15 protein-coding genes (1 of these 15 only partly in view) are annotated in these 12,752 nt (G+C 36.8%); 9 read left to right on the top strand and 6 right to left on the bottom strand.

Annotation, left to right across the window (positions count from 1 at the left end):
• Positions 1 to 236 precede the first annotated feature (236 nt).
• The 4 genes from BA1379B_RS05155 (at position 237) to BA1379B_RS05140 (ending at position 2,431) form a co-directional block, all read left to right on the top strand.
• Positions 237 to 500, top strand: a complete 264-nt coding sequence (locus BA1379B_RS05155) for a hypothetical protein (protein ID WP_035006607.1) — start codon at positions 237 to 239, stop codon at positions 498 to 500.
• 101 nt (positions 501 to 601) lie between these two features.
• On the top strand, positions 602 to 1,264 hold the full coding sequence (locus tag BA1379B_RS05150; RefSeq protein ID WP_078692462.1) for a lysozyme: 663 nt from the start codon (positions 602 to 604) through the stop codon (positions 1,262 to 1,264).
• The gene (locus BA1379B_RS05145) at positions 1,261 to 1,512 is read left to right on the top strand and encodes a hypothetical protein (RefSeq protein WP_035006609.1); all 252 of its coding nucleotides are present in this window, start codon (positions 1,261 to 1,263) and stop codon (positions 1,510 to 1,512) included. Before BA1379B_RS05150 ends, BA1379B_RS05145 begins: the two co-directional genes overlap by 4 nt.
• 469 nt (positions 1,513 to 1,981) lie before the next feature.
• Complete coding sequence (locus BA1379B_RS05140; protein WP_078692461.1) at positions 1,982 to 2,431, top strand: hypothetical protein; 450 nt, start codon at positions 1,982 to 1,984, stop codon at positions 2,429 to 2,431.
• A gap of 243 nt (positions 2,432 to 2,674) precedes the next feature.
• On the opposite strand, the gene BA1379B_RS05135 is transcribed toward BA1379B_RS05140, so the two are convergent.
• Positions 2,675 to 3,592 carry a formate dehydrogenase accessory protein FdhE gene (locus BA1379B_RS05135; protein ID WP_078692460.1) on the bottom strand — a complete coding sequence of 306 codons (918 nt, stop codon included), beginning with the start codon at positions 3,590 to 3,592 and terminating at the stop codon, positions 2,675 to 2,677.
• A 754-nt stretch (positions 3,593 to 4,346) separates the two neighbouring features.
• Here BA1379B_RS05135 and BA1379B_RS05125 point away from each other — a divergent pair.
• On the top strand, positions 4,347 to 5,078 hold the full coding sequence (locus BA1379B_RS05125) for a DUF4167 domain-containing protein (protein ID WP_035006612.1): 732 nt from the start codon (positions 4,347 to 4,349) through the stop codon (positions 5,076 to 5,078).
• A 62-nt stretch (positions 5,079 to 5,140) separates the two neighbouring features.
• Here BA1379B_RS05125 and BA1379B_RS05120 read toward each other — a convergent pair whose 3' ends face one another.
• Together BA1379B_RS05120 and BA1379B_RS05115 are read right to left on the bottom strand one after the other, a co-directional pair.
• A complete protein-coding gene (locus BA1379B_RS05120; RefSeq protein WP_078692458.1) occupies positions 5,141 to 5,560 on the bottom strand; it encodes a hypothetical protein in 420 nt (139 codons plus the stop codon).
• A 126-nt stretch (positions 5,561 to 5,686) separates the two neighbouring features.
• Positions 5,687 to 5,980, bottom strand: a complete 294-nt coding sequence (locus BA1379B_RS05115) for a hypothetical protein (protein ID WP_035006614.1) — start codon at positions 5,978 to 5,980, stop codon at positions 5,687 to 5,689.
• Positions 5,981 to 6,167: 187 nt separating this feature from the next.
• On the opposite strand from BA1379B_RS05115, the gene BA1379B_RS05110 reads away from it, so the two are divergent.
• Entirely contained in the window at positions 6,168 to 6,392 is a 225-nt protein-coding gene (locus BA1379B_RS05110) for a hypothetical protein (RefSeq protein WP_078692457.1), read from the top strand.
• A 23-nt stretch (positions 6,393 to 6,415) separates the two neighbouring features.
• On the opposite strand, the gene BA1379B_RS05105 is transcribed toward BA1379B_RS05110, so the two are convergent.
• Entirely contained in the window at positions 6,416 to 7,429 is a 1,014-nt protein-coding gene (locus BA1379B_RS05105; protein ID WP_035006615.1) for a PAS domain-containing sensor histidine kinase, read from the bottom strand.
• Positions 7,430 to 7,444: 15 nt separating this feature from the next.
• On the bottom strand, positions 7,445 to 8,239 hold the full coding sequence (locus BA1379B_RS05100; protein WP_078673966.1) for a response regulator: 795 nt from the start codon (positions 8,237 to 8,239) through the stop codon (positions 7,445 to 7,447).
• A 162-nt stretch (positions 8,240 to 8,401) separates the two neighbouring features.
• On the opposite strand from BA1379B_RS05100, the gene BA1379B_RS05095 reads away from it, so the two are divergent.
• The 3 genes from BA1379B_RS05095 to BA1379B_RS05085 all read left to right on the top strand — a co-directional run bounded on the left by BA1379B_RS05095 (position 8,402) and on the right by BA1379B_RS05085 (position 10,803).
• Positions 8,402 to 8,617, top strand: a complete 216-nt coding sequence (locus BA1379B_RS05095) for a NepR family anti-sigma factor (RefSeq protein WP_035006619.1) — start codon at positions 8,402 to 8,404, stop codon at positions 8,615 to 8,617.
• Complete coding sequence (locus tag BA1379B_RS05090) at positions 8,614 to 9,168, top strand: RNA polymerase sigma factor (RefSeq protein WP_078673965.1); 555 nt, start codon at positions 8,614 to 8,616, stop codon at positions 9,166 to 9,168. The genes BA1379B_RS05095 and BA1379B_RS05090 overlap by 4 nt, the downstream gene beginning before the upstream one ends.
• 216 nt (positions 9,169 to 9,384) lie before the next feature.
• Complete coding sequence (locus tag BA1379B_RS05085; RefSeq protein WP_035006622.1) at positions 9,385 to 10,803, top strand: sensor histidine kinase; 1,419 nt, start codon at positions 9,385 to 9,387, stop codon at positions 10,801 to 10,803.
• 585 nt (positions 10,804 to 11,388) lie between these two features.
• Here BA1379B_RS05085 and BA1379B_RS05080 read toward each other — a convergent pair.
• A protein-coding gene (locus tag BA1379B_RS05080) for a M23 family metallopeptidase (RefSeq protein WP_078673964.1) crosses the window boundary here: on the bottom strand, positions 11,389 to 12,752 show its 3' portion. The gene runs 625 nt beyond the window's last position; only the last 1,364 of its 1,989 coding nucleotides appear in the window; its start codon lies off the right edge, out of view; its stop codon occupies positions 11,389 to 11,391.

Here is a 12,752-nt window from a genome sequence, read left to right as displayed (position 1 = left end):
GTTTTCTTCTTTCATGAAGAGAATGCTTTTGCAAAGATAAAATATTTTCCATCAATAAAAATGATCTTTATCCTACATTTTCTATTCTTTCCAACGCATTATTGGAAGAATAACGAGAATTTCATCTCAAATTATTGAAAATAGAGGCTCTGACAGCTGCTCAATAATGCGTTGGAAAGAATAGAAAAGTTTCCTCATGGACTGTTGATAAATCCAAGAATAAAGGAAAAAATAAAATGGCACTCTTTCCATTTTCAATTGCTGATATTGATGATCCTAGTCATATTCGTGTTGTTCTCTATGCGAGTGGAAGAATGGGACATGCCCCTTTAAATGCATTGTTGAAGCAAATCCTGCAAGAAGGAAAGCGTGAAGATAAAAAACACCAAAAAAACTATATACAACTTTTACAGCGTATTACGGCTTTGGAAGAACAATTGACAACAGGAATAAAAGATCATAGCTTTTCATCAGAAAAAGCGGGAAGATTTCCAAAATGAGCACTTAATTGTCAGCTGGAGAATTGTCAGCTGGAAAGTGCATGATTAGGGGAAAACCATCGATTTTAATCATCCTATAGGCGGTTTATGGAATCAGGAAAATGCGGAAAATATCAAAAGAGGGGCTTGCACTCATTAAACAATGGGAAGGATTACGCTTAAAGGCTTATCAAGATGTTATTGGCGTGTGGACAATTGGATATGGACATACAGAACAAGCAGGAAAACCTGTTGTACAAGATGGCATGGAAATCACACAGGTTGAAGCAGAGACTATACTTCGACAAGATTTGAAACAATTTGAACAAACTGTGGAACGCGAAGTCACTCAGTTTTTAACCGATGAACAGTTTGCAGCTCTTGTATCCTTTTGTTATAATATAGGAACAGAGGCATTTTGTAATTCCACGCTCTTAAAAAAGCTGAACAAAGGAGATTATGAAGCCGTACCAGCCGAATTGCAAAAATGGATAAGAGCAGGAGGAAAACGTGTGCAGGGATTGGTGCATCGACGTGCAGCAGAGGCTGGTTTATGGGCTAAAGGGGCTTATGTTTCTTCTAATTATCAAAAGGTGGAAACAACGAAGAGCATGCCTTTTTTCAAAGCAGAAGTTTTTGCACCATTGATTGCATCTTTTTCAGGTCTTACAGGATTTGTTACGGGACATGGTCCTGTACAGTGGGCTTTGGCTGGTATTATGATTGTGGCTGTGATTGTGGGCATTATCTTGTATATTGATACAGTGAGGAAAGAACAAAAGTGATTTTTTTATTTCGATGGGGTTTTGCTATCCTTTTGGTTATTGTCATTGCTTTGAGTAGCTTTTTTTATGGACGTTCTTTTGAACGGACAAGGTCCTTGATACAAGCGATATCGGCTCTTCAAAATCGTGAGAAAATTAATGCTGAAACTTTTACTCTTTCCCCTTTTAGCCTCTGTCGTGCTCTTGGAGGGATGCCAAAAGAATGTGCCGTTCTCTTGCATAGGATGGAAAAAGCCTCCAATCATTAATAAACCAGCGCATTTAGTTCAGCAAGAACCTTTGTTATCACGCTGGATCGTGGAAACAGATCGCTTTGGAAAAAAGCAGAAATGCTGGTGAACATAAAATAAATTTGATTTTCAAAAAAGCCCAATGGCTAGAATGAAAAAGAGGGAAGAATATAACGATACAAATATTGAGTCACGCTCATTTGCTCCTTTTATTGATCTTATTACACCATAAGGATGATGGTGTGTGTTCTTTAATTGATTATACTCATGAAAAATTGTGCAAATTGAATGAAGAAAAAGAAAGAAAAGAAACAAGATGAGTGTATTGTAAAAAAAGATTTTAGCCTTGGAAAAACAATAAGATTCTTTTCTTAAAATGAACGAAAGATTGCTTTTTGATGTAAGACAATTGATAATAGTTTTTTGTTCTATTTAACTTTCTTCTCAAGTATGATCTGTTCTTGGTAGAGTAAAGGATACGCTGTTCATGGAAAAAAGACTCCGCGCCAGGCGAAAATCCTATCGCAAAAAGTTATATAAAAAAATTACTTTTTTTTGTATCGTTCTTTTTTGTGTACTGACTTTTTATTTTGTGGTGAAAACAATTATCGGTCACTTTTTTTTCAAACAAGAGGTCGTACAAGAAGAACCTGTTAAATTAACTATTCCAACATTTGATTTTCGTGTTTATTGTAAAGAAATTGCAGCTTTAGCTGTGCCCGATATGGTGCAACAAGTCTATCATCGTTGTTTTCATCTAGAAAGTGATGCTTTTTTTGCGATTCGCAAAATGTGGGAAGAGGTTTCCGATGATGCTAAGAAAAAATGTATAAAAATTATTCGTCCAGGAGATGGAAATTATTTTTTGCTGCGTGACTGTCTTCTAGGTGAGCAGGAAAAAGGTGAAGGAAATAGCCAAAAGCATCATCACTTTTAAGGTCTCCACTTTTAAATTTCTTGACATTTATGTAAAGCAAAAATTGCCCTTAAGAGTATCGAGTGTTGCCCGATACCAGAAGGTTTCTTTCAATGATGTGACTCTTCTTTTCAGAGAAAAAAGAATTGTCGAGAATAAGATTCTTACTCAAATTGCTTAATTTTATTGCTTCTCAATTTATATTCATGTTCTCTCTCAGACTCTTTTTTCTCTATAATCTTTCTGCCTTGTTTATAGTATGTGCTATTTGTTCTGCGTATTTATATATACTGCTAGAAAAGGATTAAAAGCTCCTAGTTTTAAAGGCAGAGAGGATTGTGAGAGGTGATCTAGTATATAGGCAATATCATCTGCAAACACATCCAAAGATGGATCTTTGTGTTGATCAAGTCGGTTGCAGGAACGCTGACATGTCTGGCATGTTTCAACAACAATAGCACCTGAACTCTTGTCTAGATTAGAAGAAGAAATGTTTTGGATTGATTCGCAAAAGGTGCATTGAAGAAGTGGATAATACCATAAGGTGCCGCAATAAAGACAAGAGCAAAGTCGTGTGCCTTCTTCTAATCCTGTCTCAACAACAATGCTGGCTGAATGGGTTCCCCTACAGGAAGGGCAAAGATTCTGTTGTTGTATCTTTATGATTTCAGTATTAAGCTGTGAAGCTGCCAGAGAATAAATAATTTGTAAAACGCCAGTAATAAAAAGGTGCTCTCCTTCTTGTTGTAGTGGAATTTCACAATTGAGTATATTGCTTCCCCAAAGGCGCCATTGATCTTGTCGAAGATGCATTCTGCTTAAAGCTTCTTTTTGTTTTATAGGGAGTGCATAAGTTGACATATTGTTTAAAAAATCATGCACAACGCTTTCATAAAAACCCAATTCTAATATCTTTGATCGATCAATAAAAGGAGTAGACATGGTGCTAAAACGAGCAAGTGCACGAGAAAAATCTTTAAATCGTTTGACTGATTGTTGTTGGATTGTGCAAAAATGAGCTAGAAAGAGAAGGGTATCTTTAGCGGAGTGAGTGGTGGCTAAAGATGTAAAGCGCTGAGCTCGTTTTGCAAACAAAGCTTCACTCTCAGGAAATTTTATCATAAATGGGGTGTGTGTTGTAGAAGGAGTGTCTAATCCTTCTGAATCTTTTTGGTGTAGCATGGATATCACTCTTTTGTATTTTGCTTATAACCTTTTTTTCTTATAAAAAGCTTACAATTTTCATTTTTAAGATTACTTTAATTTATTTTGCTGTGCGGATCTGCGTAGTATGGAACTTTTTTCCGCTTTTAGGGATTGTCAGTATGAATTTTTTGAACGAAAATTAATGAGTGCGAAAATATGAAGAGTGAAGTGTCTTGTGAAAAGGATATTTTGCTTCACATTCGTCTATTAAACGGCATTAGGATTCAAACGAACGAGATCTTGAGCAGGAACTCGGCAATAGCATTGCGAATTTCCTTTATAATTAAATTCATAGAGGGGGGAAGCCTTTTTATGATATTAAAAAATAAAGGAGTGTCTATATTCGGAAAAATGGATTTTAAAAGGAGACATATTCTTTTAAATCCACAACAGATGTGTGTATATTTGCGTTTTTGTGTTGTTTTTCGACAATAAAATGATTTTTTTTAATGAAATTGTGATTTATTTGAAAAAAACACTTGGCATTTTCTGTGAACATCTCTAGGTTTCTGCTTGTCAGCGGAGAGATAGGGAATTTTGGGTTAAGTATTCCGTACTGTTTTTGTGTGATATTTCAAAATATATATCTTTATTAAGAAGCCAAGGAATATCGTTTAAGTTAAGTGAAACGGGGATGGTTCAATAACTAAATTTTGAAAGTGATAAGCATTATAAAAAATAATGCAATAAGAGAAGATTTAAAGAGCAATAAAATCCAAAAGGGATAAATATGAGGCCACAGCAGAATAGACGCGTACGCGGTCGCAATAACAATGGCAATAATAATCGTCGCGGTCCTAATCCGTTATCTCGTAATTATGAAAGCAACGGGCCAGATGTTAAAATTCGTGGAAATGCTCAGCAGATCGCTGATAAATACATAAGTCTTGCACGTGATGCGCAAGGAGCGGGTGATAGTGTTATGTCTGAGAATTATTTGCAGCATGCTGAACACTATTTGCGTATTATTTTAGCAGCTAATGATCAAATGTCTTACTCTCATAAGCGTGATGAAAATAACGAGCAGGAATGCGAAGACACAAGCGCTGAAGAAAGTACAAGAGAGGATAATAATAGAGAGGATAATAATAACGAAAGACCGTCCTTGCAAGAGCATTCATCAAGGAATGGTGATGGGCGAAAAAATCAAAGAAAAGGGAAGTATACATCTGATACATTAGATGAGAATTTTCGAGCTGATAAAGCTGAGCAGCAAGAGCAACAAACTGCTGAAGAAGGAGCTGAAGCTTCCAAATCATCACGGCGTCTTTCACGTTCTCGTAGGGTTCGTGTTTCAGAAACTTTATCCTCTAAACAATCAACGGTTGTTTTAGACAGTGCTGAAAAAGTTATCACATCGGCAGAAAAAATTGTTCCTCTTCCTTTATTAAGCGAAAAGGAGCAGAAAAAACCACGTCGGCGCCGGGCAACATCTTCTTCTTCAGTGGAAGAAAATACTTAAACATTTTAAGATGTTTTATTCATTTTAGAAGGTGATATTTTTATTTATTCTTCTTCGATTCATTATAAAGAAGAGTCAGAATCCATTGTTTTTTCTGTGATGTTGACCGAAAAAACCGAAAGAAGCTCACCGGTGTGGTAATTATAAATCATAAATTTCGTTTGTCCTTCTGGTGTTAAGAGTCTCAAGATCATATTTTGTTGGGAAAGACTTTGCGATAAAATTTGCGTTTTTGCAGGTAAAGATAAAGTATGATGAGGCACTGAAGAAGATAAAGGCTGTGCCGATTTTAGCGTTGTCTCAGATTTTATAATTTTATAAATGACTCCAGCAAAGACAGCAAGAATTAACAAAAGTGTGATAGAGATGGAGATGATCATCAAACGCATCAATTTCTTTCTCACCTGTTCCACGGCAGGATCTAATGGTGTGTTTTGTGAAAGAACGCAGGGCTCACTGTTTTGAGCTTTGGAATCATACATTGGTTTATGCCTTACTGTTATTGAGTGCTGATATTGATTTTTGCTCGTTAAACCAAATGTATACTTTTAATTGTTTTCGTTCAATGGGAAGATGCTGGTGGAGGAGAATAGTTTTGCCCATTTGCGTTACAATGCTGAGCTTACGGTCTCATCAGTATTTTGTTCTTTTAGGAAAAAATTGCCTTTGTTTGTTACAGACCAGATAAGGGTTATTTCTTGTTGTGGTACGCTGGCAGAGATATTTGTGCATTGAGCGAAGATTTGTTCTCCATAAGAGGTAAATTCTTTAATTGAGGGTATAATTTTTTGCTCACATGCTTGTGCTGTGGGATAAATTTTAACCATAGTTTTATTGGAATAACAACTGTTAAAATCATCTGTACATGAAACCAGTAGAAGAACAGCAAGAACAGGATTCATAATGTACTTATCCGAATAAAATATAGAGTATTGAGAAATTGTGTGAGAGGTAGATCCTCTGGATTCTAAATAATTTCAAAGGATTTTCGTTCCAAAGAAATACTCTATCTTGCTGCTGTAGGAGGAAAAGAAAAGCTAAAAAGCGCCAAGCTTTGATAATTCGGGGTATAAATTCCCTGTTGCTTGAATGGCTTTATTCTTATCCGTAATGCTCGATCGCTTGATTTTTATTTTTCAGTCGCAATGCTCGGATGGCTTTGTTCTTAGTCGTGATGCTTGGATCACTTTATTCTTATCTGCAATGCTCGATCGCTTGATTTTTCAGTCGCAATGCTCGGATGGCTTTGTTCTTAGTCGTGATGCTTGGATCACTTTATTCTTATTCGCAATGCGCGACCGCTTGATTTTTTAGTTGCAATGCTCGGATTGCTTTACCTAAGACAAAATATCAAAATAATTGTTAGAAACAGATAAACAATAAATCAATCCTTCGTCCGTTAATTTTAAAAAAGCTGAACCATCTACTGCAATGGGAACGATTTTGTCTAAAACGGTATTTCCAAAACAGGCTTTCTTATGTGCAGGAAGAAAGATTTTCTTTTTAAATTCTTCACTCCATGTGATAAAAAGTTGTGTTTTTCCTTGGGCTATTGTGCTGACTGTGCAAGTAATAGAAACAGTTCCTTCGTCTTGTGATAAAGCACCAAAAGAGAGCGAATTAATAATTAATTCATGAAAAGCTAATCCAATATGCAAAACTGCATTTGGAAAAAGATAAGGATCAATACCCTTGATGGAAAAACGCGCCTTTTCTTTTACTAAATAGTTTAAAATTTGTGTTTTTACCAATTCATGAAATTGAGCACCACGCCAGTCAGAGTCGGTAATCAGATCTTGAGAATGAGAAAGAGAATGAAGACGTCCCTGAAATTTTCGTAAGAAGGTTTGCAGCGATTCTGTATAACGGGCAGTTTGGGTTGCAATACTTTGGATAATTGCTAAAAGATTTTTAGAACGATGACTGACTTCCCGTAGTAATATTTTAAGCACTTGTTCGCGACGGCGTAGACCTGAAATATCAACGCCTGTAGTGATGATACCAATGATTTTTCCATTTTCATTCCGGTGGCAATCAATAGAAAATTTATACCAAATGGTTTGTTTGGACATATCTTCAAATCGTGCTTCAATAGCCTGTGTTTTCCCTGTTGATAAAACTTGCAGTTTGATGGTCTCCATATTGTCCGCAAGATCGACTGAGAAAAAATCACTGTCACGACATCCAACTCGCCATTTTTCTTTCAAAGGTTGCGGCAGGTTTTCTGCCCATAAATAGATCAGATTTGTTGTTTGATATAAAACACAAATATCAGCGCCACGGATTGCTTGCAGTAAAGCGCTGAGGTGTGATCTATCTATAGATGTGGTGGAAACAGGGGGCACGAACATAATCATTCCCTTCTGTTAGGCTGCTTTAGACGCATTCTCTTGGAAAAATAAAGCTTGTGAGATAAGGGCCTTTACCATATCAGGATTAAAGGGTTTGGTGACCAAAAAGGTTGGTTCTGGCCGTTCTCCAGTGAGCAATCTTTCAGGAAAAGCCGTAATAAAGATCACTGGGATACAATCATTTTTTAAAATATCGTTGACTGCATCAATTCCAGAACTGTTATCGGCTAATTGAATATCAGCTAAAATGAGGCGTGGTTTTTTCTGATGATACATGACAACAGCTTCATTATGGGTTCTTGCGATTCCTATCACTTGATGTCCAAGGCTTTCCACCATTTGTTCAATATCCATGGCAATGAGAGGTTCATCCTCAATAATCATGACTTGTGTCGCAATTTGTTGAGAAATATCAAAAGAGGCTTGGCTGAGGAGTTCATGAAACTTTTGTTTATCAATTTTCATGATTTCTCCTGCTTCACTTTCATTAAATCCTTCAACAGCAATGAGCAAGAAAGCTTGTCGTGCACGGGGAGTGAGATAAGATAATTGAGCGCTGGCTTTTTGTTCAAAACCGAATTGCGGCAATGGCTCAGCAATATTGGGCGTCGTTTGATCAAAAAGGTGACAAAAGAGTTGATACGTTCCAATGCGATCACTGGACGTTTGGGGGAAAATAGAAAAATCAACAATGAGTGCTTCTAACATGGCTGCGACATAGGCATCACCAGAAGTTTGGTTGCCTGTGATGGATCGAGCAAATCGTCTCAGATAAGGAAGATGAGGGGCGATGCGTTGTGATAGGGACATGATTTAAAACTCCTTCAGCTTGCGAAAGCACTTTTATTTTTTCAATCCCTTATGGATAAAAAAGTTCCTGCTTTCGGTCTGGAACTTTTTAGGAGGGACTATATTTACAACTTTAAAGAGAAAAATCTTCTTTCACTACTATATGGGTTAAGGGGCTAAAAAATGAACAACTTTGGTGAAAAAAATCTCACCGATTATTTTACATTTGAAGATGATCTTCTCGGCGCAAACAGTGAAATAGCACTAAAATTGCGTCAATTTTATATGCAAATTCAAGAAGAGCCACTTCCCCTACGTTTGCTGGAGCTTTTGGACAAATTAGAACAAGCAGAACAAGATAGTCTTCGTTCTGAAGAAAAAAGGTTTGATCCCTTATGACGCAGAGCTCAAAAGATTTTAAACAAGAATTGCTTTTTGTTTTACCAGCTTTACGGGCTTTTGCTGTTTCTTTAAGTGGCACGCATGATAGAGCTGAAGATTTGGTACAGGATACCCTTATGAAGGCGTGGGCTAAGCAAGAAAGTTTTGAAATTGGTACTAATATAAAAGCATGGCTTTTTACGATTTTGCGCAATGAATTTTATAGTCAAATGCGGAAAAGAGGAAGAGAAGTGCAAGATAGCGATGGCGTTTTCACTCAAAATATAGCTGTTCATCCTTCCCAATATGGGACGCTCGATTTGCATGACTTTAAAAAAGCCTTAAACACATTATCAGCTGAACAAAGAGAGGCAATCATTTTAATTGGGGCCTCTGGTTTTTCTTATGAAGATGCTGCAGCTATTTGCAATTGCGCTATTGGAACAGTTAAAAGCCGTGTAAGTCGTGCACGCAATCGTTTGCAAAAGCTTCTCGAAGTTGATGGTGATACTGATTATGGTCCCGATCTTTGTTCGGCTGGAAGCATCTTATGTTCTTTTAGTGATTAGGAAAATAATGATGGGTGAGAACATGGTTTATTATTGTTATCGCTACAGAGAAATCAAAATTGTGAGAATGCGCAGAGCCTTTTATCTCGCCTTCTAGGAACAAGAGCAAAAACGAGGATATGGAAAATAACTCTCTTTCTTCAACTCTTAAAGAAATAAAATAATTTTTTTCTAAACTGAAGAGTGCTGATTTTTGGATTCATTGATGGAAAGTATATGATAACAAAGGCGAATTTGTCTTCTAAAATACCCATTTCTGGTTCAACAACATCACGTTGGCGGTGGGGAGCAATTATTGTTTCTCTTTTCATGGCTTTTTTGGCTTCGACCTTTATTATTCTATTATCCAATGCCGTTGATCAGGAAATTTCACAGTTGGATACAAGCTCAGAATTGCGTGAACAAGCAGATTTAGCCCTTATTAGTTTAATCGATATGGCTGCAGCAAATCGAAGCTATGAAAAAAATCGTCGGGTGGAAGATAAAGTGCGCTTTGAAACAGCGGTTCTTCATCTTGATGATATTCTCAATTATATTGCCCTTCTTGTTCATTCTCATTCACAATGGTATACCTGGTTTACAGCTTTTAAAAAAGAGATCAAAGCACGTACAGCAATTATGAAGGACCATATGATTGCTCTTGATGCATCTTCTGGTCAATCCGTTCATTCTTCGGCGTTTCCTGAAGTTAAGACAACTCAAGTCACAAGTTTGGTTCAATTAATGGCCAATTTTATCGATGGCGATGATATTGAACGACAAAAAAAACGTGAAGATATAGCGCTCATGCGTGCTGCTTTGACTCTGGCTGCTATTGTGTCTGTTGTGAGCACTTTTATTTCTGCCTATTTTGTGATTAACCGTTTTCGATCCGATATTCAGTCTTTAAAAACCTATCAGTTACTTCTTCATAGTGAGAATGCAGCTCTTGAAGCTCGTGTCAAGGAACGAACACAGGAGTTGGAAAAGGCTCGTAATTATGCGGAAAAAGAACGTTGTCGTGTTGAAATGTTGTTACAGGACGCGAGCCACCGCATTGGCAATTCCCTGGGTACGGTTTCTTCCTTGCTTGGTTTGCAATTAAATCGAAGCAAGAATGAAGAGGTTCGTTCTGTTTTGGGAGCAGCACGAGATCGCATCCAAACAATATCAGCAGCGCATCGTCGTTTGCGTTTGAGCGATGATATGGAGACAACATTATTGGCAGATTTTCTTAATTTGGTTGTGCATGATGTTGAATTGGCTATACCATTTGAATTACGTGAAAATATCACTCTTCATAAGGATTTCAAAGACTGCCGATTATCTTCAAGAGATGCTACAACGCTCGGAATTATTCTGGGTGAATTGCTTACAAATTCTTTAAAACATGCTTTTCCTGATAAACGCCATGGGAATATTTATATTTTTTGTGGACCTCAGAAGAATGGAAAAATGGCTCTGATCGTTGAAGATGATGGCGTGGGGATGTGCAGTCAAAATGCAGAGCTAAAAACGGGACTTGGTCGTTTGGTTATAGAACAGCTTTGTATGCAATTTGGTGAGAAAGCACTGTTTGAAACATCTGCTTTAGGAGGAACAAAGGTGATCATTCCTTTGCCAAAGATCATAGGAAACTGTTCGGAGCGTTTTTAATGCTCTCTTTTAAAAGAGATTATATTCTTTGATCAAAATTTTCATTGATACAAGCATTGAAATTTCTCAATAAAACTCTCTGTAAAAAACATGATAAAATTTGGCGAAAAAAGTTCTCAAACCATCGACAGTATGCAATCATAACAATTCGTCAAAGCTCTCATATACAGGTTAGGAGTACAAAAAGAGTTTTACTGAATTGCTCCCAAAAAATTTCTTTAGTCCTCTCTTTTACAGAATTTGTCTTTGATCAAAGAGAAGGGGAAAAGAGAAAAGAAATCTTGAAAAGCGTTTTTCAAAATACAGTTTTTACTTTCTTCTCTTTTTTCTCATGAGAGCAAGTGAAAAATGTTTCTACTGAATCGCAATGATACAGGAGAATTCACTATGATCTATAGGGGTATGATGAACTGTTGGATCTCTATCGTAAAAAGTGAACTGAGATTCTTTAAAGGAATATTTCTATACTATTTTCTTTATTTAATCTTTTAAAACTTTATCTTTGACTTAAACGATTAATCGATACAACAATATCAGTGATGTCCTCTCGTAGAAAAACAGTAGTTTGCCTGATATATGAATCAATTAAGATGCATTTTCTGGCTGTGTTACGCTGTATATTAAGGAATCAATATTTTTCTTTTCTTTCAGAAATGCTTGTAGATCTTTGTCTTTTAAAGATTTACTATCAGGCAAACGAATACGCATAGGATCAACTTTTTTACCATTCACAATGATTTCAAAATGACAGTGAGGTCCAGTTGCAAGACCAGTCGATCCAACATATCCAATAATTTGTCCTTGTTTTATTTTGACGCCTGGACTAATATTAGGAGCATAATTATTTTGATGTGAATAACTACTGACATAGCCGTTAGCATGTTTAATTTCTGTATGGTTGCCATAACCGCTTACGACTCCAACTCTTGTCACCACACCATCTCCAACAGCAATAATGGGTGATCCCTTTGGTGCTATCCAATCGACACCTGTGTGCATGCGCACATAACCTAAAATAGGGTGCTTCCGTGGACCATAAGGTGAGCCGAAAATGCCATTAGGGATCGGCTTTCTAAGCAAAAAAGGCTTTGAACTTTTTCCCTCTGAATCATAATAATCGGCACTCCCATTCGTGGATTGGTAATGGTAATATTTGTACGTAACACTCCCAAAGGTTGCACTTATATAACGGATTTCAGGATCTCCATTGGCGGAAGAGGAGGCCGTTTGCAGTTGTGTACCATTTTTTGTATTTTTACTGTTTTTTTCAGCCTGTTGTTTAGGAAGAGCGTAAAATATTTCGAGCTGATCAGTTGGTGTGATGCGGCTTTTCATATCAATATTCATTGCAAGTAAACGAATAAGATGCTGTGAAAGAGATTGTGACATATTATGGCTGAGAACAGCTTGATAGATTGCATCATAAACTGTTGGTAATTGTGCCACACTAACATAAGAATGAGGCTGACCATTTTGAAATGCAGTTTTAAGGGCATGTGACATTTCTGGTTCTGTACTTGCAACAAATTCGTTGTTATCATTGAGGGCAATTGTCAGAATATGATTCATTCCTTGGTAAATACTTGCCCGAACAAGATGATCTTCTTCACCGTGTTGTGTGACAATTCCAATGCGTAAAAGATTTCCTGCTTTGAGTGTATCTGAACGGTTCAATTTCGCTAATGTTTGTGCAATTTTCTCCATCTGTTCTTGTGGATAGTCGGATTTTTGAAGCGCTTCTAAAATTGTCTTCTTTTTACGAATGGGAATAATGTCTTCAGCATAATTTTTGGTGAGATCAATTCGATGATTGCTTGCTGTAATAGTGACATTTTCTTGGGTAAGACGCACATTAGGAATCTTTGGTACTTTAAGAGAAGGTGTTGAAATATCGAGTTGTGCGGGGTCTAAAAAAGGAAGAAGTGAAAGTTTCTCATTATTTTTATCCA

The organism is Bartonella sp. A1379B, assembly GCF_002022485.1.
In the GTDB taxonomy this organism is placed as follows: domain Bacteria; phylum Pseudomonadota; class Alphaproteobacteria; order Rhizobiales; family Rhizobiaceae; genus Bartonella; species Bartonella rochalimae.
This window is presented reverse-complemented; position numbering and strand designations above follow the sequence as displayed.